This window comes from Methylobacterium sp. GC_Met_3 (genome assembly GCF_026540775.1).
Classification (GTDB): Bacteria; Pseudomonadota; Alphaproteobacteria; order Rhizobiales; family Beijerinckiaceae; genus Methylobacterium.
Map to the genome: position 1 here is coordinate 164781 of NZ_JALNUL010000003.1, position 21716 is coordinate 186496.

A 21716-nucleotide genomic window follows, 5' to 3' on the forward strand; every position below is an offset into this window, starting at 1 on the left:
TGACACTGCTGACGCGGCAGATCAATCCCGTTCCGATGCGGAACAGCGGGGCGAGCGTGGCGCAGGAGCGCGTCGTCGTGATCGGGGCCGGGATCGGTGGCTTGGCCGCCGCGCTCCGACTTGCGCAGGCCGGTTTCGCGGTGACCGTCCTGGAACGGACCGCACAGCCCGGCGGTAAGATGCGCAGCGTTCCGGTCGGGGGCCGCGCCGTCGAGGCCGGGCCGACCGTCTTCACTATGCGGTGGGTGTTCGAGGAGCTGTTCGCCGAGTGTGGGGCGAACTTTGGCGAACGGGTGGCGCTGAGCCCGGCAGACCTCCTCGCCCGGCACGCCTGGAGTCGCGACGAACGTCTCGATCTCTTCGCCGATATCGAAGCCTCGGCGGCGGCCATCGCAGCCTTTGCCGGACCCCGCGAGGCGGACGGCTACCGCCGATTCTGTGCCCGGTCCGCGGAGGTCTACCGCACGCTCGAAGGCCCGTTCATCCGCGACGGGCGGACCAGCCCTGCGGGCCTCGCCCAGCGCGTCGGCCTATTGGGGATCGGCGATCTCTGGCGAATCCAGCCCTTCGCCACCCTGTGGTCGGCGCTCGGCAGCTTCTTCCGCGATCCGCGGCTGCTGCAACTCTTCGGCCGTTATGCCACCTATTGCGGCGCGTCGCCGTTCAGCGCACCGGCGACCCTGATGCTCGTCGCCCATGTCGAGCAGGCGGGCGTCTGGACCGTGGCGGGGGGCCTGAGCGCCCTGGCGCAATCGGTGGCGGATCTCGCCGCGGAGCGGGGCGCCGCGTTCCGCTACGGCGCCCATGTCGAGCGGATCGTCACCGAAGGCGGGACGGTCAGCGGCGTCGTTCTGGCCGGCGGCGAACGCATCGCGGCGGACTTGGTCGTCTGCAACGCCGACTGCGCCGCCCTTGGCGCCGGCCTGCTCGGTGCCGATGCGGCGCCGGCCGGTGCGCGGCTGGCGCCGGCCGAGCGCTCGCTGTCGGCCGTGACCTTCTGCGCGGTGGCGGAGCCCCGGGGCTTCCCCCTCGCGCATCACTCGGTGTTCTTCTCGCGGGACTACCGGGCCGAGTTCGACACGATCCTGCGCCAACGCCGCCTATCCGACGACCCCACGGTCTACGTCTGCGCGCAGGACCGATCGGAGTCCGGCCTCGTGCCAGCGGGACCCGAGCGCCTGCTCCTCCTCGTCAATGCCCCGGCGGATGGCCGGGAACGCCCGCCCACGCCGCCGGAGATCGAAACATGCGCGAGGAACATGCTGCGCCGGCTGGAGGCCTGCGGGCTTCAGCTGGATCTGGCGTCGCCCGTGACGACGACGCCCCGGGAGTTCGAAGCCCTGTTTCCGGGGACGGGGGGCGCGCTCTACGGACGGTCGGCGCAGGGCTGGGCGGCGACGTTCAAGCGGGCCGGCGCCCGTACAGCGATCCCGGGGCTCTATCTGGCGGGGGGCTCGGTCCATCCGGGGCCGGGCGTGCCGATGGCGGCGCAGTCCGGCCGGCTGGCGGCGGCGGCGATCTTGGACGACCGCGATTCGACGGCCCGGTCGCGCGGGGCGGCTACGCGTGGTGGTACGTCGATGCGGTGAGCGACGACGGCCGACAGGGCCTCACGATCATCGCGTTCATCGGCAGCGTGTTCTCACCCTACTATGCCTGGAGCGCCGAACGGGACCCGTTCGCGCATTGCGCCATGAACGTCGTGCTCTATGGCGAGCGCAGCCGTTTCGCCATGACGGAGCGGCGCGCCGACAGCCTCTCGCGGGACGCCGACCACATCGCCATCGGGCCGAGCGCCATGCACTGGGATGGCACGGCGCTGACCGTTCGGATCGACGAGCGCGGGTCGCCCCTGCCCCATCGGCTGCGCGGCACGGTCCGGCTGGAGCCGCCGGGCTTCACCGCCGGCCCGTTCCACCTCGATCGCGCCGGGCGCCATCGTTGGTGGCCGATGGCCCCGTCCTCGCGGGTCGAAATCGCGTTCGACCAGCCCGGACTGCGCTGGACCGGCACCGCCTATTTCGACACCAACGACGGCGACGAGGCTCTGGAGGATGCGTTCACCCGCTGGACGTGGTGCCGGGCCGACCTGCCGGACGGCGCCGCGATCCTGTACGACGTGCAGCACCGGGATGGCGGCGGCCAGAACCTGTCCCTGCGCTTCAACCGGGACGGCAGCCGCCGCGAGATCCGCCCGCCGACGGAAGCACGCCTGCCGCCGACGCGCCTCTGGCGGATGAACCGCGAGACCCGCAGCGACGACGGCCGCGCCCGCGTCCTCACCACCTACGAGAACACGCCGTTCTACGCCCGCTCCCTGCTGGCCTCGACGCTCGGCGGCGAGCCGGTGCGTGCGATGCACGAGAGCCTGTCGCTCGACCGGTTCCGCAACCCGCTCGTGCGGTTGATGCTGCCGTTCCGGATGCCGAGACCGCCGATCCGGCCGGTCGACCCAGGATCGCGTCCCATCGGGCGCACGTAACGCCGGACGACGCGAAGGTTCAGCGGCGAACGGATCGGGTCACTCACCTGCAACGACACTGGTGCCACGCCGTGCGACGGCGCTGTTTACCGTCCGGCCCCGCTTGTGCGAGAGGGCGTCGGCTGCGATCCTCGCGCCTTCAACTGAGGCGGTCACCGGAATGCGAGAGGACGAGGCGTCATCGGGCCCACGCGTTCTCATCTACAGCCACGACACGTTCGGGCTCGGCCATCTGCGCCGTTCACGGGCGATCGCCAACGCGATCGTGTCGGGTGACGTCCGGGCCCGGGCGGTGATCGTGTCGGGGTCGCCGGTGATCGACCGCTTCGCTTTCGCGCCCGGCGTGCGGACGGTCCGGCTGCCCCCGGTCGTCAAGTTCCTCGACGGGGGCTATGGCAGCCGCGACGCCGCCGTGCCCCTCGATCGGACGGTGGCGTTGCGGACCGACATCATCACCCGCACCTGCGCGGCTTTCGCGCCCGACATGATCGTCGTCGACAAGGAGCCGGCCGGTTTCCACGGGGAGTTGCTGCCGACCCTCGAATGGGCCTTCAAGCGGGGGATCCGTCTGGTTCTCGGCCTGCGCGACGTGCTGGACGAAGCCGACCGCCTCGTTCCCGAATGGGAGCGCAAGGGTGCGGTCGACACGATGGCGCGCTTCTATGACGAGATCTGGGTGTACGGTCTGAGCCGCATCCACGCGCCCCTGGCGGCGCTGCCGATGGAGGCGGAGACCGCCACGCGGATTGCCGAGCGGTTGACCTATACGGGCTATCTGCGCCGCGACTTGCCGGAGCGGCGGCCCGGACGCGCGGAGCCCGCCATGGCGAAGGGGCCGTTCATCCTCGTCACAGCGGGCGGCGGCGGGGACGGAGCCGCGCTGATCGACTGGGTCATCGCCGCCTACGAGGCCGATTCCGGCATCCCCCTGCTTGCGCTCATCGCCTTCGGCCCGTTCCTGGATGACGCGGCCCGCAGCGGTTTCGACGCACGCATCCGCGCGCTCGACGGGCGGGTCTCCGCGATCACCTTCGACAGCGAGATCGAGTTCCTGATGAGCAAGGCGGCCGGCGTGGTCGCCATGGGCGGCTACAACACGTTCTGCGAGATCCTGTCGTTTGATCGCCGGGCGATCCTCGTGCCGCGCACCGAGCCGCGCCGGGAGCAGGCGATCCGCGCGCTGGCGGCCGAAGGCCTGGGGCTCGTCCGTGTCCTGATGGAGGAAGACGGGCGGGAGCCGGAGCGCATGGCGGCCGCATTGCGCGCACTGCCGGACCAGACCGAACCCTCGCGAGTCCTGGTCCCGGGCCTGCTCGGCGGGCTCGAAGCCGTGGCGCGCCGGGTCCGGGCGCTTGCCGGTTCAGGCGCTGGGCACCACCGCGTGCGGGCCTACTCGTGACCGAGCGGCGGATCGCCGTGGTCCTGAAGGGCTATCCGCGGCTGTCCGAAACCTTCATCGCCCAGGAGATCCTGGCCCTGGAGCGGCGTGGGTTGCCTCTGGAAATCTGGTCGCTGCGTCGACCGACCGACCGGTTCCACCACCCGATGCACGCGCAGATCCGCGCGCCGGTCTCCTACCTGCCCGAATACCTGCACACGGCGCCGCTGCGCGTGCTCCGCGGTGCCATGGCCGCGCTGCGGCGGCCGCGCCTGCCCACGCTCCTGGCGCTCTTCGCCCGCGATTTCCGGCGCGACCCGACGGCCTCGCGCCTGCGCCGCTTCGGCCAGGCGCTGGTGCTGGCCCGGGAGCTGCCCGCCGCCGTCGGGCATATCCATGTGCATTTCCTGCACACGCCTGCCAGCGTCGCCCGCTACGCCGCCCTGCTGACGGGGCGCGGCTGGAGCTTCTCCGCCCACGCCAAGGACATCTGGACCACGCCGGACTGGGAGCTGACCGAGAAGCTGCACGACGCCCGCTGGGGCGTGACCTGCACCCGCGACGGCCAGAGGCGCCTCGACGGGCTGGCACCGGGGCGGACCTTGCTCGCCTATCATGGGCTCGATCTCGAGCGCTTTCCCCCGGCACCGGACCGGAATGACCGGCGCGACGGCACCGACCCGGCCAAGCCGCTGCGGCTCCTCTGCGTCGGGCGACTTGTGGCCAAGAAAGGGCACGACGACCTGATCGCCGCCCTCGCCGGCCTGCCTGCAACCCTGCATTGGCAGCTCGACCTGATCGGCGGCGGTGAGCTGCGCGGCGCGCTCGAAGCGGACGTGCGCGAACGGGGCCCCGCCGGACGGGTGAACTTCCGCGGCGCCCTGGCCCAACCCGAGGTGATCGCGGCGATGCGCGCGGCCGATCTGTTCGTGCTGCCGACCAAGCCAGGCCCCGGCGGCGACCGTGACGGTTTGCCGAACGTCTTGATGGAGGCCGCCAGCCAGGCCCTTCCGATCCTCGCGACGGCCTTCGGCGGCACGCCGGAATTCATCGCCGACGAGGTCCACGGCATTCTGGTCCAGCCCGGCAAGCCTGCGGCCCTGATCGCGGCCCTGATCCGTCTGGCGGGGGATCCGGACCTCAGACTCCGCCTCGGCGCGGCGGCGCGCGCCCGGCTGGTCGAGGATTTCTCGGAGGAGAGTGCCGTATCGCTGATCGCCGGCCGGCTGCGGGGTTCGGCCGGAGCGGGCGCATCCGCGATCGACAGCGCCCCGGAGGGCTCGCCGTGCGCGTCCTGATCGCGGTCACGCATCTCCTCGGCGCTGGGCATCTCACCCGCGCCGCCGCCCTGGCCCGATCGTTCGTGGCGGCCGGTCACGAGGCGATGCTGATCTCCGGCGGGGTTCCGGCCCCCCTGGTGCGCCTCGATGGGGTGCGGCTCGTCCAGCTGCCGCCGCTCTCCATCGTCGGCACCGCGTTCGCGACGCTGTTGAAGCCTGACGGGGAGCCCGCGGATGCGGCGTGGTTGGCGCACCGCCGCACGCGGATGATCGAAGCGCTGGAGACCTTCGCGCCCGATGCCGTGCTGACCGAGCTGTTCCCCTTCGGCCGGCGGGCCCTGGCGGCGGAGTACATGGCGCTGGTCGAGGCGGCACACGCCCGGGTGCCCCGTCCCCTAGTGCTCGCCTCTGTGCGCGACATCCTCGTCGCCACCACGCGGCCGGAGCGGATCGCGCAGGCCCATGCCCGTGTCAGCACCCTCTACGATGCCGTGTTGGTCCACGGCGATCCGGCGCTGGTGCCGCTCGAAGCCTCCTGGCCGCTCGACGCCGCGACGGCCGGCACGCTGCGCTACACGGGCTATGTGGACGAGGGGACGCGCCCCGTACCGGCTGCGGAACGTGCCGGAATCCTGGTCGCCGCGGGATCCGGACCGGCCGGGCTACTTTTGCTGCGCATCGCCGCCGACGCGGCCCGGCAGCGGCCGGATCTCGGCTGGCGGATCCTGGCCGGCCACGGCGTACCGGACTCCGCCCTGCGGGAAATCGGACTTGGACTTCCGGATGGTGTCCTCGGCCGTGCCCGGGCGGATTACCGGACCCTGCTGGCCGGTGCCGCCGTGTCGGTCAGCCAATGCGGCTACAACACCGCGACCGATCTTCTCGCGACGGGGACGCCCGCTGTCCTCGTCCCGTTCGAGGCGGGTGGCGAGACCGAGCAACGCCTGCGCGCGGAGCATCTCGCCGCGCACGGCCTCGCCCGGGTCCTGCCGGAGGCGGAATTGAGCACCCCGGCGCTGCTTCAGGCGGTGGACGCGCAGCGTGCGGCGCCCCGGCCCGGTTCGCATGGGTTCGATCTCAGCGGGGCCGCGCGCTCTGTCGAAATCGTCGTGGCGCTTCATGCGGACCGCCGCGGTGGACGCCGCGTCCCTGCCGCTGACACGATCTCCGCGGCTGCGGATGGCGATTCCGCGCAGACGAGCCTGATCCAGCAGAAGCGTGACGGCCGAGCATCATCGGATAGCGCGGGTGCGACGCGCCCCCTCTCCCGTGCGGGAGAGGGTTGGGGTGAGGGACGAGAAGGTCCAGGATCGAGCATGGACGTGACGCGCAGTGAGGCCGCGCCTCACCTGGCTGCGCATTCGTCCTGGCGCATGCTGCATCAGGCCCTCGACGCAGCCAGCGCCTGCGGCCGCACCATTCCGTTTCTCTGGCGCGACGACGATGCGGTCACGGCGACGCCCGCACTCGACCGGCTGCTTGTACTGGCCGAGGCGCACAACGCCCCGCTCCTGCTCGCTGCCATCCCAGCCGGTATCGAGCCGACCCTGGGGCGTCGCCTCGAAACGGCGCCGGAGGTCACCGTCGCAGTCCACGGCCTCGCGCACCGCAACCACGCACCGCTCGGCACGAAGGCCGCGGAATTCGGCCCTGGTCGACCGCTCTCTGCCCTTGTGGCGGATGCGGCCGCCGGGCTCCGGATCGCGCGGGCGCGCGTAGCGGAGTTCCAGCTGCTCCCGGTCTTCGTTCCGCCCTGGAACCGCCTCGCGCCGGCGCTGGCCTCCGCCCTTCCGGAGCTCGGCTATCGCGGCCTGTCGGCCATCCCGGGGGCGCCGATCCCCGGTCTCCGCCGCATCGACGCCACGCTCGATCCGATCGACTGGCGCGGCTCGCGCTCCCTGCGCGACATCGAGACGATGCTCACCGCCCTCGCCGACGACATCACGCAGAGACCCGAACGCCCGATCGTCCTGCTGACCCACCATCTAGGGCAGGATGCAGCTGTCTGGAGCTTTATTGAGCAGCTGCTGGCCGTGCTCCTGAAGCATCCGGCGATCGAGAGGCTGCATCCGCGGCGTGCTTTCGACAGTGCCGCAATGGACAGGCGGGGTACGCCGCCCCATCATCCGGGTCTCCAGAGCGCGGGGACCGTTTGAGCGCACTTCTGTCCATCCGCGATCTTGCCGTCGCGTTCCGAGCCGAGCCGAAACCGTTCGAGGCGCTGCACGGCCTGTCCCTCGACGTGAAGCGCGGGCGGACCCTGGCGCTCGTCGGCGAATCCGGCTCGGGCAAGTCGGTGACCGCGCAGGCGATCCTGCGCATCCTCCCGCCCTCCGCCGCCATCACCCGCGGCCAGATCCTGTTCCGCGACGGCGGCTCGGATGTCGACATCGCGCGGCTTCCCTCCGAAGGCCCGGCGATGCGGGCGATCCGCGGCCAACGCATCGCGATGATCTTTCAGGAGCCGATGACCTGCCTCTCGCCGCTCCACACGATCGGGGACCAGATCGGCGAGGCCCTGCGCATCCACACCGGTGCCGACCGGCGGGAGGCCGATGCGCGCACGCAGGAGGCCCTCGCCCGCGTGGGCTTTCTGGATCCGCAGCGCGCCCTTCGCACCTATCCGTTCGAGCTGTCGGGCGGCCTGCGTCAGCGCGCGATGATCGCCATGGCGCTGATCCTGAAGCCGGCGCTGCTGGTCGCCGATGAGCCGACCACGGCGCTCGACGTCACAACCCAGGCCCAGATCCTCGCCCTGCTGACCCGGCTCCAGGAGGAGACCGGGATGGCGATCCTGTTGATCACCCACGATCTTGGGGTCGTCGCCAACGTCGCCCACGACGTGGCGGTGCTCTATCGCGGGCGGCTTGTGGAATCCGGCCCGCGCGAGGCGGTGATGCGTGCCCCCGGCCACGCCTATCTGCGGGCGCTGCTTCACGCCGTGCCCCGGTTCGACATGGCGCCGGGCGAGCGCCTGACCCCGATCCGCCCGGCGAAGGCCGAGATCCCGCCGGTGCAGGCACGCGCGCCGCTGGCCGGGCCGATCCTTCAGGTCGAGCGGGTGAGCAAGACCTTCACACTGCGCTCCGGCCGGATCTGGCAGAAGCCGCGGTACGTCCACGCCGTCTCCGATGTGTCGCTCAGCCTCTCGGCGGGCCAGACGCTCGGCCTCGTCGGCGAATCGGGATCGGGTAAGACGACGGTCTCGAAGATGATCATGCGGGCGCTCGCGCCCGATTCCGGCCGGATCCTGTTCGACGACGGCGCCGGCCCGCGGGACGTCCACGCCTTGAGCGGCAACGCCCTGTTCGCCTACCGGCGCACGGTCCAGTTCGTGTTTCAGGACCCCTACGCCTCCCTCGATCCGCGCATGACCGTGCGCCAGATCCTGTGCGAGCCGATGGAGATCCACGGCGTCCCGGGCGCGGAGCGCAAGGCGCGGTGCCGCGCCCTGATGGCCATGGTCGGCCTGGAGCCGAACGGCCTCAACCGCTACCCGCACGCCTTCTCGGGCGGGCAGCGCCAGCGCATCGGCATCGCCCGGGCGCTGGCCGTGCAGCCGCGGCTCCTCGTGCTCGACGAGCCCGTGTCGGCGCTCGACGTGTCGGTGCAGGCGCAGATCCTGAACCTGCTCAAGGATCTCCAGGCGGCTTTGGGGCTGTCCTACCTGATCGTTTCTCACAACCTGGCGGTAATCGACTACATGGCTGACACGATCAGCGTGATGTGCCGGGGGCGGATCGTCGAGGAGGCCCCCCGGGCCGCCCTGTTCCGCCAGCCGGTCCATCCCTACACGCAGGCGCTGCTGGCCGCCGTGCCCGATCCGAGCCTGGATCACCCGCTCGATTTCGCGGCCGTGGCGTCCGACCGGAACGATCCGACGCGCTGGGAGGCGCCCTATCGGCTGAAGCCCGAGGAGGCGGGCACGATGCGCGCCATCGAGGCCGGCCACCGTGTCCGCTTCGGCGGTGCGGCCGAAGCGGTGGCCGCATGAGCCAGATGCGTCCCCCGGTCGTGTTGGAACGCCTGCGCCGGAAGGTGCTCGGCCCTCTGTTCGACCGGCTCGGCTACGACCTCGTGCCCGCCGCCCCCGATTGGAGCCACCGGCCGACCTCCGCGCGCGAGGTGGCGACGCTGCTCGAATCGGCGGCCGTGATCCTGGAGCGCGACCTCGCGGCGGCCGGGCTGACGCCCGACGGCGCCGTCCTCGATCAGGTCCGCACCTTCTGGTCGCTGATCCCGACCGCGCCCGTCCGTCAGCGGCGGGGCGGCAGCGGCTTCAACGGGGCGCTGCAGCTTTACGTGGCGATGCGGGCCCTGAGACCCGCCTTCGTCATCGAATCGGGGGTGTTCCGCGGGCTGACCACCTGGGTGATCCGGCAGGCCTGCCCGGAGGCCCGGATCTTCTGCCACGATCCCGATCTGTCCGGGCTTCAATACCGCGACCCACAGGCCCGCTACAGCACCGCCGACTGGTCGACCGCCGATTGGTCGATGCTCGACCCGACCTCCACGGTGGCGTTCTTCGACGACCACGTCGCGCAGGGGCGTCGGGTCGTGGAGGCGCAGGCCCGCGGCCTGACCCGCCTGCTGTTCGACGACGACGCGGCCGGCCACCGGATCCACGCCCATGGCGGCCCCGCGCACCCGACCATCGCGATGATCACCGGCCCCGAGCGCAGCCCGGAGCCGATCCGCTGGACCCGCAACGGACGCCAGTTCGAGCAACCGGCGGATGATGTGCTGGTGAGGCAGGCGGCGAGCCTGATCGTCCGGTCCCACGCTTTCGATGACCTGCATCGGGCCACCGGCTACTCGCCGGCGCGGCTGACCGCGGTGACGTTGCGGGGTGGGCCATGAGCTGGTCGGACATCCACGCTGACGACACGGCTTCAGGCACGGACGCGAGTTCCCTCTCCCGTCCGGGAGAGGGACAGGGTGAGGGATCAGGTCTTTCAGGACCAGGCGCGCCCTGTCGGCGCATCGATCGCATGCCCCATCCGGAGAGTTCTCGTCGCTCACCCCAACCCTCTCCGGCACGGGAGAGGGGGCCGGTCGCGCTCGATGATCCGCGTCGGTGCGTACCGGAGACGCTCACAGGATCAAGCTTCGATGGGCGACGGTACGATATCGTCTCCCGCCGCGCCCTCCTCGCCGGCCTCGGCGCCACACTCGTCTGGTCGCGCGCGCCGCTCACAGCCTTCGCCGACACCCCGCCGGCCGAAGCCCCTGCCCCACCGACCGCCCCCCTGGTGGTCGATCTCGCCGCCCATGACCGGCGGCTCGGCACGGCCGGTGGTACGATCCGGACCCTGATCGCCAAGGCGCGGGACGTCCGCTACCTCTCGGTCTACGGCTACACGCGCCTGGTCGGCTACGATGCCGACCTGAACCTCCGGCCGGACGTGCTGGAGCGCGTCGATGTCGAGGGCGGGCGCTTCACCTTCACCCTCCGCAAGGGCCATCGCTGGTCGGACGGGCATCCGTTCACCACCGAGGATTTCCGCTACTACTGGGAGGACATCGCCAACGAGAAGGCGCTGAGTCCGGACGGGCCGCCGGCCTTCTTCCGGATCGAGGGCAAGCTGCCGCAGGTCGAGGTGGTGGATCCGGTCACGATCCGCTTCAGCTGGGACCGGCCGAACCCGCTGTTCCTGCCCGCCCTGGCGGCGCCGCGGGATCCGCTGATCTACCGCCCGTCGCACTATCTCAAGCCGGTCCATGCCCGCTACATCGGGCAGGAGGCCGCCGACGCAAAGGCCAAGGCGCTCAAACTCCGCAGCTGGGCCGCCCTGCACAACCGCATGGACGACAATTACGAGCTCAGCAATCCGGACTGCCCGACCCTGCAGGGCTGGGTGCCGCGGACCCGCTCACCCGCCACGCGGTTCCGCTTCGAGCGCAATCGAAGCTACCACCGGGTCGACCCGGCCGGCACCCAGCTGCCCTATGTTGATGCGATCGTCATGGACGTGGCCTCGCAGGGTCTGCTGGTCGCCAAGACCAATGCCGGCGAGGCGGACCTGATGTTCCGCGGCCTGTCGATGCCCGACATCCCGAGCCTCAAGGAGGGCGAGGCGACGCACCGCTACCGCACCAACCTGTGGCCGGTGGCGCGCGGCTCGGAATTCGCCCTGTACCCAAACATGACCACCCACGATCCGGTCTGGCGCCAGCTCAACCGCGACGTGCGCTACCGCCATGCCCTGTCGCTGGCGATCGACCGACGGACGCTCAACAACACGCTGCTGTTCGGGCTCGGCACCGAGGGCAACGACACGATCGTGTCGGACAGCCCGCTGTTCGAGCCGGAGATGCGGAGCCTCAACGCCGGCTACGACCCGGCCGCGGCCGCCAAGCTTTTGGACACCCTTGGGCTGACCGGCCGGGACGGTTCCGGTACCCGTCTCCTGCCCGACGGGCGCCCGCTGGAGATCGTCGTGGAGAGCGACGGCGAGGCCGAGATGGTGCTCGACGCGCTGCTGCTCATCACCGAGTTCTGGCGCGAGGTCGGGATCCGTCTGGTTACCAAGCCCCAGGAGCGCACCAACCTGCACCGGCGCTCCATCGCCGGCATGACCGTGATGGTGGCCGCCCAAGGGCTCGACCTCGCGGTCCCGACCGCGATCATGCCGCCGACCGAGTTAAGTCCCGCGCAGCCGGAGCATTATTCCTGGCCGCTCTGGAGCATGAACGTCGAGAGCCGCGGCAAGAGCGGGGAACCCTGCGACATCCCGGAGGTGCAGCGCCTGATCGAGCTCGACCGCCAGTGGCGCGCCACCGATGATGGGGCCAAGCAGGCCGCGATCTGGCGCGAGATGCTGATGAACCACGCGCACAACACCTGGGTGATCGGCACCGTGGCGGGGGCGCTGCAGCCCGTGGTGGGAGCCGATCGCCTGGTCAATTTGCCGAAGCGCGCCCTCTATTCCTGGGATCCCACGGCCCTGATCGGCGTGCAGCGCCTCGACGAGCTGTTCTGGGATCAGACCGCCGACAAGCGCGTGGAGGCTCGGTGATCACCGTCATCCTCCGCCGCATCCTCACCATGGCGGCGACGCTGCTGGTGATTTCGGCGCTCGTCTTCATCATCATCAAGCTGCCGCCGGGCGATTATCTTTCCAACAGGATCATGGAATTGCGCGCCACCGGCGACGCGACTTCGGTGGCGAAGGCCGAATTGCTGATCCAGCAATACGGGCTCGATCGGCCGGTCTGGCAGCAATACCTGATGTGGATCGGAGTCATGCCCGGTTCGGTTGGCTTCTCGGGGCTGCTCCAGGGCGATTGGGGCTGGTCGTTCGAGTACGACAAGCCGGTGGCGGACATCGTCGGCGACGCCCTGTGGCTGACGCTGCTGATCAACCTGACCGCGGTCGTGTTCGTCCACCTCGTGGCGATTCCGGCCGCGATCTACTCGGCGACGCACCGCAACACGTTCGGCGACGCGGTGGTGACCCTGCTGGGCTATGTCGGCCTCGCTGTGCCCGGCTTCCTGCTGGCGCTGATCCTGCTGTTCTATGCCAATCGCTGGTTCGGCCTGTCGATCGGCGGCCTCTACGATTCGGCGCTCACCAGCCAGCCCTGGACCTGGGAGAAGATCCGCTCGCTGCTGGGCCATCTGGTCGTGCCGACCCTGGTGATCGGGCTCGGCGGGACGGCGGCGATGATCCGGCGCATGCGCGCCAACCTGCTGGACGAGCTTGCCAAGCCCTACACGGTCACCGCCCGCGCCAAGGGCCTGCCGCCCCTGAAGGCCCTGCTGAAATATCCGTTCCGGATGTCGCTGAACCCGTTCGTGGCAGATATCGGCAATCTGCTGCCGCATCTCGTCTCCGGCTCGGTGCTGGTCTCGCTGGTGCTGAGCCTTCCGACGGTCGGTCCGCTGCTCCTCGAAGCCCTGCGCAGCCAGGATCAGTTCATGGCCGGCTTCATCCTGATGTTCGTCGCTTCCCTCACGCTCGTCGGGATGCTGATCTCCGACCTGACTCTGGTCTGGCTCGATCCGCGCATCCGCATGGGGCTGCGATGACGGACGCGATCCCCGCCGACCGCCACTTCGTCGACCCGGCGCCCTTCGAGCCGGATGCCGGTCCTGAAGGCCTCGCTAAGAGCGCCTCAGCATGGCGGCTGATCGTCCGAAAATTCCTGCGTCATCGCCTCGCGGTGGCTTCGGCCGCGATCCTGCTGGCGCTCTACGCGATCGTGCCGTTCGTCGAAGTGCTGGCACCCTACGGTCAGGCTCGGCGCAACGGCGACTTCCTGTACGCACCGCCACAGGGCGTCCACCTGTTCCATGAGGGCCGGTTCGTCGGGCCGTTCGTTTATCCCTACCGGGCGCATCTCGACCTCGCCACGTTCCGCCGGGACTACAAGGTCGATACGGCGGCCCCGCAGCCGCTGCGCTTCCTGTGCCGGGGCGACGGGTACGACTGGCTCGGGCTTATCCATACCGACCTGCACGTCGTCTGCCCGCCGGAGAACGGCACCCTGTTCCTGCTCGGCACCGACAAGCTGGGACGCGACCTGTTCTCCCGCCTGATCTACGGGGCGCGGATCTCGCTCACGATCGGCCTCGTCGGCGTGGCGATCTCCTTCGCGCTGGGGCTCTTCTTCGGCGGCATCGCGGGCTATTTCGGCGGCATCGTCGATGCCGGGGTGCAGCGGCTGATCGAGGTTGTGCGCTCCCTGCCCGAATTGCCGCTCTGGCTCGCGCTCTCGGCGGCCCTGCCGCCGAACTGGAGCCCGCTCCTGATCTTCTTCGGCATCACGGTGATTCTGGGACTTCTTGACTGGCCCGGCCTCGCCCGGGCGGTGCGTGGCAAGCTCCTGGCCCTGCGGGAGGAGGATTTCGTCCAGGCCGCGGAGCTGATGGGCGCCTCGCCGACTCGGGTGATCGGCCGGCACCTCATCCCGAACTTCATGAGCCACCTGATCGCCTCGGCGACCCTGTCGATCCCCACCATGATCCTCGGCGAGACCGCCCTCTCCTTCCTGGGGCTCGGCTTGCGACCGCCGGTGACGAGTTGGGGCGTGCTTCTCAACGAGGCGCAGAATCTGGCGGCCGTGCAGCTCTATCCATGGCTGCTCGCGCCGGTACTGCCGGTGCTGGTGACGGTGCTGGCCTTCAACTTCCTGGGCGATGGGCTGCGAGACGCGGCCGATCCGTATCATTGAAGGTGCGGGGTCGCCGCCCTCACCCCGCCAACGGCAGCGGCGCAATCCGCGCCGGCGCAGCGGCGCCTTTGCGCTCTAGCAGGCCCGGCGGCGGCACGGGCGCCTCGATGGTGCAGACCACGCCGGACGGCTCGTAGTTCAGCGTCACCGCGCCGGCCAGTTCGCGAGCCAAGCTGCGCTCGATCAGCCGTGAGCCGAAGCCTGTGCGGGTCGGCTTCTTGACCGGCGGTCCGCCGAGTTCGGACCAGCGGAGGTACAGAAGCGTCTCGTCCTCGCGCCGAACCGTCCACGCAATGTCCACCATGCCGCCATCGGCCGAGAGCGCGCCGTACTTCACCGCGTTGGTGCCCAGTTCGTGCAGCGCCATGGCGATCGACAGGGCGAGCCGCGGTGCCAGCCGCAGGGGCGGTCCGGTGACCCGGAACCGCGAGGCGCGGCCATCGCCGGATTCGAGCGGCCGGATCGCGTCCGCCACCACCGCCGACAGTTCGGCGCCTTCCCAACTCTCGCGGGTGAGCACGTCGTGGACCCGGGCCAGTGCCAGCAAACGCGCCTCGAAGGCGGCACGCGCGGCATCGGCCTCCGCGCCTTCGAGCCCGCGCAGGGACTGCACGGCGATCGACTGAACCGTGGCCAGGGTGTTCTTCACCCGGTGATTGAGTTCGTGGATCAGGAGCAGCAGGTGCTCCTCGGCGTTCTTGGCGTCGGTGATGTCGATGTTGCAGCCGGTATAGCCGAGGAAGTTTTGATCGTCGTCGAGGCGTGGCACGCCCTCGCAGCGCAGCCAGCGCGCGATCCGATCCCGGTCGAGCACGCGCACCTCAAGGCGGAACGGCACCCGCGCGTCGAACGCCTCCGAGAAGGCTGCGCGAAACGCTTCGAGATCATCCGGATGGATGATCCGCGCCCAACCCTCTTCGGCGAGTCTCGCCGCCCTGATCCCGAACATGTGCTCGAAATGCAGATTGGCGAAGCTCACCGCGCCGGTCTCGTCCGTCATCCAGATCAGGGCCGGCGCCGAATCGGCCATGTGTCGAAACCGGGCCTCGCTCTCGCTGAGCGCCGTCAGGCCCCGCCGCGTCTCGGCCAGTGCAAGGTCGCGCTCCTCCTCGCGGGTGCGCAGCCGGAGCGAGGCCTCGGACAGGACGAGGGCAAGGCGCTGGATCTCGTGGACCGGCGAGGAGATGCGCGGAATCGCCTCCCCGCGTGCCAGCGCGGGCCCTGTGGCCGCCAGCAGCCTCAGCGGGCGGGAAACCCGCGACCACAGATTCACGGCCAGCAGCGAGGACGTCGCCAACACCAGCAGGCCGAAGCCCGCGAAGGCCCAGACCCAGCGGCGGACGCGTGCATCGACCAGAGCTTGAGGGATACTGGTGGCGACCATCCAGCCGGTGAGACGGGAGCGGGCCTCGATCACCACGACCGGCTTGTGCTGTCGGTCCTGGCCCTCCCAGACCCCCGGTGTCGCGGATTGGACCTGCCGGAGGCTCGCGAGCCGCGGACGGCCCACCACCGCATCGGGATCGGGCAGCCGCGCCAGCACGATGCCGTTGCGGTCGCTGATGCCCGTCGTCCAGCCCGGCACGACCTCACGCGACAGGATGCCCTGAAGGCGGGACAGCGGGACGGTGAAGCTCAGGATGTATCCGACTTCACCGTCGATCATCACGGGCACGCCGACCGCGTAGGACGCTTCGTTCGCGGAGGGACCCGGCACGAAGCCGCTCACCATGGCGCGTTGCGTACCCTTCGACAGCTCCTGATCGAAGGGCAGCGCCACGACCGGCAGCGGCGCACCACGCGGCACGCCGGTATTGACCATCTCCTGGCCGTTCGGCCGCCTGAGCAGGACATCGAGATCGATGGACTCGCGAACGAGCCGGGCCTGCGCATCGAAGGCTTCGAAATCGCCCTGGCGAATCCGCGGCGACGTGGCGAGCGTCTGCAGCACCGAGACGAGACCCGCCGTATCGCGATCCAGCGACAGGCCGATGCCGCGCACGTTCTCACGCGCATCCTGCTCGAAGCGCGCCCGTTCGGCCGACGCGTAGCGCATCAACAGAATGCCGGTGAACAGGAGGCCCGGCCCGATCAGTGCCACGACGAGGGCGATCAGATAGACCTGCGTCGAGAAGCCGTTGCCGGCGAAACGGTGAAGCCGCCGCGACAGCCAAGACCGGCGTGCGGGGATCACCGCCGGGACGTCGCCGCCCCCGGCTTGCCGCTGCGGACTCAAGCGGGGCCCGCCCCCGGCCTGCGGTGCCCCGCGGGCTCCTCGCCGTTCCCTCGCCTCATGGCCGGTCGATATGGCCGAGATCGCGCGCCGGGTCGAGGTGGTTCCGCACCCGCTGTTTAAGCGCCTTCACGTCGGGGAAGCCGCCATCGCGCACCCGCTCCCACACCAAAGCCGTGCCGATCTCGATCCGGAACGCGCCGCCTGAGGCCGGGATCAACGCGACCTCCCCGAGATCGTCGCGGAAGGTGGAAAGAAGCTCCTGCGCCATCCAGGCGGACCGCAGCAGCCAGTTGCATTGCGTGCAGTAGGTGATCGCCACGCGCGGGCGTTGCGCCCGGCCCGCGCTGTCCGACGTCACGTCGCTACCGGGATTCACGCCCGCTGGCTCCTCGTGCATCCCCGCACAGCGCACCGGGGCGGCGAACTTGTCAACCATGGGACGCGGAAGAACCTGCGCCGTCGGCGTTGCCGGGGCGGTGTCGGTGATGTCGTGAGCGGCCTACGCGTCATGGGTATCGTGACAGGTTCTGCACGTTTCACGGGTTTGAATAGATAGTGTCTAGGACGAGGATCACCTTTTCTGGACGCAGTGGCGAGCGCTGGCTCAAAACTCGCCCTCTCCGATCGATTGCGGCCACCGGTCATGCGCAAGAACATCGCGAACCGCGCTTGACGTTCCGGCCCACCGCGCCCTAGAAGGCCCGCCACCGGTTCGCGGCGCTGGAGAAGCGCGGCCGACACGTATGCCTTGACGCCGGTACGGACGGTTAGCACAGCGGTAGTGCGTTCCCTTCACACGGGAAAGGTCGCAGGTTCGATCCCTGCACCGTCCACCATCTCCCCCCAAAGCTCTGACAAACATGTCGGTTTGCCACCCGTAAGGCCCGTGCTAAGGCCGGATCATCGGCGAATGCACAAGCTTGGACCCGGCCCGAACCGGGTCGCAGGTTACCGGCAGGGGAAGGGCGGAAACAGCGATGAAGGATATCCTCGACAAGCTCGAAGAGCGCCGGGCGCAGGCTCGTCTCGGCGGTGGTGAGAGGCGCGTCGAGGCGCAGCACAAACGTGGCAAGCTCACCGCCCGGGAGCGCATCGACCTCCTCCTCGACCATGGGTCGTTCGAGGAATTCGACATGTTCGTGCAGCACCGCTCCACGGATTTCGGCATGGAAAGCCAGAAGATCCCGGGCGACGGCGTGGTGACCGGCTGGGGCACGATCAACGGCCGGACCGTCTTCCTGTTCTCCAAGGACTTCACGGTGTTCGGCGGCTCCCTGTCGGAGGCGCACGCGCAGAAGATCGTGAAGGTCCAGGACATGGCGCTGAAGATGCGCGCCCCGATCATCGGCATCTTCGATGCCGGCGGCGCGCGCATCCAGGAGGGTGTCGCGGCGCTCGGCGGCTACGGCGAGGTGTTCCGCCGCAACGTCATGGCCTCCGGCGTCATTCCGCAGATCTCGGTGATCATGGGCCCGTGCGCGGGTGGCGACGTCTATTCGCCAGCCATGACCGACTTCATCTTCATGGTCCGCGACACGAGCTACATGTTCGTCACCGGCCCCGACGTGGTGAAGACCGTGACCAACGAGGTCGTGACCGCCGAGGAACTCGGTGGCGCCAAGGTCCACACCACCAAGTCGTCGATCGCGGACGGCTCGTTCGAGAACGACGTGGAGGCGATCCTCCAGATCCGCCGCCTGCTCGACTTCCTGCCGGCCAACAACATCGACGGCGTGCCGGAACTCACGAGCTTCGACGATGTCGAACGGCTCGATTCGTCCCTCGACACGCTGATCCCCGACAACCCGAACAAGCCCTACGACATGGGCGAGCTGATCCGTCGCGTTGTGGACGAGGGCGACTTCTTCGAGATCCAGGCGACCTACGCGCGCAACATCATCACCGGCTTCGGTCGGATCGAGGGTCGGACGGTCGGCTTCGTGGCCAACCAGCCCCTGGTCCTGGCGGGCGTGCTCGATTCGGATGCTTCGCGGAAGGCCGCGCGCTTCGTACGCTACTGCGATGCCTTCGGCATCCCGATCGTCACCTTCGTGGACGTGCCGGGCTTCCTGCCGGGCACCGCGCAGGAATATGGCGGCCTGATCAAGCACGGCGCCAAGCTACTCTTCGCCTACTCGCAGGCGACCGTGCCGCTGGTGACGATCATCACCCGCAAGGCGTTCGGCGGGGCCTACGACGTCATGGCCTCGAAACATGTCGGCGCGGACCTCAACTACGCGTGGCCGACCGCCCAGATCGCCGTGATGGGCGCCAAGGGAGCGGTAGAGATCATCTTCCGCAGCGAGTTGGGAAATCCCGAGAAGATCGCGGCCCGGACCGGCGAGTACGAGGATCGGTTCCTGTCGCCCTTCGTGGCGGCCGAGCGCGGCTACATCGACGAAGTGATCATGCCGCATTCGACCCGGCGCCGGATCGCCCGGGCGCTCGGCATGCTGCGCACCAAGAAGATGGAGCAGCCCTGGAAGAAGCACGACAACATCCCGCTCTGAGGCGGGACGGCGAGCCGGCGGCGCGTGCCGCCGGCGTCAGCTCCGGTCGCTGTGCTCGATCACGGCGCAGAGTGTCAACGGTCCCTTGTCGGGCGACACCATCGCCGAACACGTGATCCGGGCGCCGCCGAGATCGACGTTGCTGTGGCGGAGCCGGATCGCGGCTGCCTGGGCCTTGTGCGCGGCTTCGGTGATCACCTGGGCGTCGATCCCGGTCACAGCATGCCCGGCATGACCGAACGTGTCGTAATAGGTATCCGGCGGGTTCGCGCCGCGATACTGCGCGCCGACGGAAGAGAAGTCCGGTCCGCCGCAGGCGAGCGTCAGCGTCATGTCGGGACTGGCCGTGAAGCTGGCGTAATCGCTGCGGCGCTCGGTCGCCTGCGCCGCTGTCTCGGATGTGACGCGATCGATGAGCGTCTCGCAAGATTGGGCCCGGGCGGATCCGGACGCCGCGACGAGGCAGGAAAGGGCGAGGAACGGAATCAGGGCGCGCATGTCGAGCAGGTAGCGCGGTGAGCGGCGGACGACGAGCGGCGCGTCATTCGGGCGCGGAGCCGGTGCATCGCGACCCTTCGACTTCCCAAAGTCGCTCAGGCGTCAGGCGCTGGCGCGGTCTGCCCGAGTTCGAGGAGCACGATCTCGGGCGGCACGCCAAGCCGCACTGGGATCCGGCTCATGCCGAAACCCCCGGACACGATCATGTGGCGCCCATCCTGCACGATGTGCCCGTACGCGTAATCATGGCCTTGGACCTTGCGGATCGCGGGCGAGCGTCCGAACATCCGCACCTGTCCACCATGGGTATGGCCGGCCAGGGTTAACGAAAATCGGTCCGAGAGGGTGGCGAAGATGTCGGGTTCATGCGCCATCAGGATTACCGGCGCCGAATCGGTAATCGCCGCGAGCGTGCGCGACACGTCCGCATGACTGAGCGACTTCCAGCTGCCCATGAAGGGCTGCTGGTCGGCGAGGCCGGCCAGCCAGAACGGGCGTCCGTCCTTGATCAGGCGGACGGCTTGGTTCTCCATCACCGGAATGCCCCGCGCCTCCAGCAGGCGCTTGGCTGCGGGCGTCCCGCTGCGGGCTGTCTGAACAGCCTCATCGTCCCACCAATCGTGATTGCCAAGGATTGCGTGCGTGCCCAGCGGGGCCTTCAGCTCCTCCATCATCCGGGCAAACTGGCTCAGCGGCAGCTTCCGCCACGCGATGAAACCTGCTGGGTAATCGCCGAGCAGAAGCACGAGGTCGGGCTTGAACGCATTGGTGGCGTCCACGATCTCGGCCACTCGGTCGAACGGCATGTAGGGCTCGCAGATATGGAAATCTGCGAGCACCGCCACGCGCAGGCGCAGAGCCGGATCCCAGCGCGGCAGAGCCGGCGCGTAGGAGGTGACGACGAGGCGGCGCAGCGGCTCGACATCGAACGCATAGACGCCGGTCGCCGCCGTCGCGCCGAGTCCCGCTCCAAGTCCGGTCAGGAACTGCCGTCGGCTCGGCAGGATCAGCATCGCACCATGTCCGTTCGCTCTGTCGTGTGCCGAAGCCCCGTTAGGCATACAGTCCGGCGAAAGCGGGGCGTGGCCGCAGGCGGGTGTGCCACACGGCCGGTTCAAGAAACCTGAATACCCCTGACCGCAGCGTGACAGGCGGTCTATAAGACCCTGACTCACCCAGCCAAGAAGATCTGAAGACAGATGTTGAACCGTCCCTTGCGCATCGGCACCCGCGGCTCACCGATGGCGCTCGCGCAGACCGGGATGGTGCGCGACCAGATCGTCGCGGCCAATCCGGGTTTGGAGACCGAGCTCGTTGTCGTCACGACCGTGGCCGATAAGATCTTGGATCGGCCGCTCTCCGAGATCGGCGGTAAGGGGCTGTTCACTAAGGAGCTGGAACAGGCCCTGTTCGCCGACGAGGTCGATATCGCGGTCCACTCCATGAAGGACGTGGAGACTTGGCTCCCCGACGGTCTAATCATCGCCTGCATCCTGAAGCGCGACGATCCCCGGGACGCCTTCCTGTCCCCGCATGCCGACAGTCTGGCCGGGCTGCCAGTGGGGGCTCGGGTCGGAACTTCGTCGCTGCGCCGGGGTGCCCAGGTGCTGATGCGCCGCCCGGATCTGCGGGTCGTGCCTCTGCGCGGCAACGCCAACACGCGGATGCGCAAGCTCGAAGCGGGCGAGTGCGATGCGACCCTGCTGGCCCTGGCTGGTCTCGAGCGTCTCGGGCTCGAACACATGGCCCGCAGCATTCTCAGCGTAGAGGAAATGCTGCCCGCCGTGGCGCAGGGCGCCCTCGGCATCGAGTGTCGCGAAGCGGACGGCGCGGTCCGCGATCTGCTGGCGCCGATCGCTTGTGCCCGGACCACGACCGCCATCACCGCCGAGCGCGCCCTCCTGGCCGAGCTCGATGGCTCCTGCCGCACGCCGATCGCTGCTCTTGCGCGAATCGAGGGTGAGACCCTGTCGCTCGACGGTCTGCTGTTCCTGCCCGACGGCAGCCGGCACTGGTCTGTGTCCCGCCAGGGCCCCGCAGCGGAGGCTGAGCGCATCGGCCGTGAGGCCGGCGCAGCCCTCAAGGCCGATGCGGGAGAGACCTACGTGCGCGATCTCAAATAGGACGGTGCAATGGCTCGCCTCCCTTGCGGGGA

General features: G+C 69.5%; 16 protein-coding genes and 1 tRNA gene. 13 read left to right on the plus strand and 4 right to left on the minus strand.

The annotated features are described in order from the left end of the window. Positions 1–35: 35 nt before the first annotated feature. The 10 genes from crtD (at position 36) to OXS27_RS06265 (ending at position 14317) form a co-directional block, all read left to right on the plus strand. Entirely contained in the window at positions 36–1589 is a 1554-nt protein-coding gene (gene crtD, locus OXS27_RS06220) for a 1-hydroxycarotenoid 3,4-desaturase CrtD (protein ID WP_267355021.1), read from the plus strand. Further along, a complete protein-coding gene (locus OXS27_RS06225; protein ID WP_267355023.1) occupies positions 1586–2482 on the plus strand; it encodes a carotenoid 1,2-hydratase in 897 nt (298 codons plus the stop codon). Before crtD ends, OXS27_RS06225 begins: the two co-directional genes overlap by 4 nt. Positions 2483–2642: 160 nt before the next feature. Next, a complete protein-coding gene (locus tag OXS27_RS06230; RefSeq protein ID WP_267355025.1) occupies positions 2643–3881 on the plus strand; it encodes a glycosyltransferase in 1239 nt (412 codons plus the stop codon). Then, the gene (locus OXS27_RS06235) at positions 3878–5158 is read left to right on the plus strand and encodes a glycosyltransferase family 4 protein (RefSeq protein ID WP_267355027.1); all 1281 of its coding nucleotides are present in this window, start codon (positions 3878–3880) and stop codon (positions 5156–5158) included. The genes OXS27_RS06230 and OXS27_RS06235 overlap by 4 nt, the downstream gene beginning before the upstream one ends. Continuing rightward, on the plus strand, positions 5146–7296 hold the full coding sequence (locus OXS27_RS06240; protein WP_267355029.1) for a glycosyltransferase: 2151 nt from the start codon (positions 5146–5148) through the stop codon (positions 7294–7296). Before OXS27_RS06235 ends, OXS27_RS06240 begins: the two co-directional genes overlap by 13 nt. Further along, the gene (locus OXS27_RS06245) at positions 7293–9134 is read left to right on the plus strand and encodes an ABC transporter ATP-binding protein (protein WP_267355031.1); all 1842 of its coding nucleotides are present in this window, start codon (positions 7293–7295) and stop codon (positions 9132–9134) included. Before OXS27_RS06240 ends, OXS27_RS06245 begins: the two co-directional genes overlap by 4 nt. After that, the gene (locus OXS27_RS06250; RefSeq protein WP_267355033.1) at positions 9131–10000 is read left to right on the plus strand and encodes a hypothetical protein; all 870 of its coding nucleotides are present in this window, start codon (positions 9131–9133) and stop codon (positions 9998–10000) included. The genes OXS27_RS06245 and OXS27_RS06250 overlap by 4 nt, the downstream gene beginning before the upstream one ends. Before the next feature lie 131 nt (positions 10001–10131). After that, positions 10132–12159, plus strand: a complete 2028-nt coding sequence (locus OXS27_RS06255) for an ABC transporter substrate-binding protein (protein ID WP_267355034.1) — start codon at positions 10132–10134, stop codon at positions 12157–12159. After that, positions 12156–13172, plus strand: a complete 1017-nt coding sequence (locus tag OXS27_RS06260; RefSeq protein ID WP_267355036.1) for an ABC transporter permease — start codon at positions 12156–12158, stop codon at positions 13170–13172. The genes OXS27_RS06255 and OXS27_RS06260 overlap by 4 nt, the downstream gene beginning before the upstream one ends. Next, positions 13169–14317 (plus strand): ABC transporter permease, encoded by a 1149-nt coding sequence (locus OXS27_RS06265; protein ID WP_267355037.1) that lies wholly within the window; start codon positions 13169–13171, stop codon positions 14315–14317. The genes OXS27_RS06260 and OXS27_RS06265 overlap by 4 nt, the downstream gene beginning before the upstream one ends. A gap of 19 nt (positions 14318–14336) precedes the next feature. On the opposite strand, the gene OXS27_RS06270 is transcribed toward OXS27_RS06265, so the two are convergent. Both OXS27_RS06270 and OXS27_RS06275 read right to left on the minus strand, forming a co-directional pair. After that, on the minus strand, positions 14337–16511 hold the full coding sequence (locus OXS27_RS06270) for an HWE histidine kinase domain-containing protein (protein WP_267355329.1): 2175 nt from the start codon (positions 16509–16511) through the stop codon (positions 14337–14339). A 97-nt stretch (positions 16512–16608) separates the two neighbouring features. Next, the gene (locus OXS27_RS06275) at positions 16609–16950 is read right to left on the minus strand and encodes a SelT/SelW/SelH family protein (RefSeq protein WP_267355330.1); all 342 of its coding nucleotides are present in this window, start codon (positions 16948–16950) and stop codon (positions 16609–16611) included. Between the two features lie 364 nt (positions 16951–17314). Here OXS27_RS06275 and OXS27_RS06280 point away from each other — a divergent pair. Further along, positions 17315–17389: transfer RNA gene (locus tag OXS27_RS06280), tRNA-Val, on the plus strand. A 141-nt stretch (positions 17390–17530) separates the two neighbouring features. After that, positions 17531–19063: an acyl-CoA carboxylase subunit beta gene (locus OXS27_RS06285; RefSeq protein WP_243919642.1), complete on the plus strand. Its 1533-nt coding sequence runs from the start codon at positions 17531–17533 to the stop codon at positions 19061–19063. A gap of 36 nt (positions 19064–19099) precedes the next feature. On the opposite strand, the gene OXS27_RS06290 is transcribed toward OXS27_RS06285, so the two are convergent. Both OXS27_RS06290 and OXS27_RS06295 read right to left on the minus strand, forming a co-directional pair. Continuing rightward, positions 19100–19561, minus strand: a complete 462-nt coding sequence (locus tag OXS27_RS06290) for an ABC transporter ATPase (RefSeq protein WP_267355039.1) — start codon at positions 19559–19561, stop codon at positions 19100–19102. Positions 19562–19656: 95 nt separating this feature from the next. After that, positions 19657–20574, minus strand: a complete 918-nt coding sequence (locus OXS27_RS06295; RefSeq protein WP_267355041.1) for a metallophosphoesterase — start codon at positions 20572–20574, stop codon at positions 19657–19659. A gap of 186 nt (positions 20575–20760) precedes the next feature. Between OXS27_RS06295 and hemC the strand changes: the two genes are divergently transcribed. Next, positions 20761–21684 (plus strand): hydroxymethylbilane synthase, encoded by a 924-nt coding sequence (gene hemC, locus OXS27_RS06300; RefSeq protein WP_267355043.1) that lies wholly within the window; start codon positions 20761–20763, stop codon positions 21682–21684. Positions 21685–21716 lie beyond the last annotated feature (32 nt).

Coding starts and splice junctions, on each gene's coding strand:
- OXS27_RS06230 (WP_267355025.1), top strand. CDS start 2,643: ATGCGAGAGGACGAGGCGTCATCGGGCCCACGCGTTCTCATCTACAGC.
- crtD (WP_267355021.1), top strand. CDS start 36: ATGCGGAACAGCGGGGCGAGCGTGGCGCAGGAGCGCGTCGTCGTGATC.
- OXS27_RS06275 (WP_267355330.1), bottom strand. CDS start 16,950: ATGCACGAGGAGCCAGCGGGCGTGAATCCCGGTAGCGACGTGACGTCG.
- OXS27_RS06290 (WP_267355039.1), bottom strand. CDS start 19,561: ATGCGCGCCCTGATTCCGTTCCTCGCCCTTTCCTGCCTCGTCGCGGCG.
- hemC (WP_267355043.1), top strand. CDS start 20,761: ATGTTGAACCGTCCCTTGCGCATCGGCACCCGCGGCTCACCGATGGCG.
- OXS27_RS06265 (WP_267355037.1), top strand. CDS start 13,169: ATGACGGACGCGATCCCCGCCGACCGCCACTTCGTCGACCCGGCGCCC.
- OXS27_RS06255 (WP_267355034.1), top strand. CDS start 10,132: ATGCCCCATCCGGAGAGTTCTCGTCGCTCACCCCAACCCTCTCCGGCA.
- OXS27_RS06295 (WP_267355041.1), bottom strand. CDS start 20,574: ATGCTGATCCTGCCGAGCCGACGGCAGTTCCTGACCGGACTTGGAGCG.
- OXS27_RS06250 (WP_267355033.1), top strand. CDS start 9,131: ATGAGCCAGATGCGTCCCCCGGTCGTGTTGGAACGCCTGCGCCGGAAG.
- OXS27_RS06285 (WP_243919642.1), top strand. CDS start 17,531: ATGAAGGATATCCTCGACAAGCTCGAAGAGCGCCGGGCGCAGGCTCGT.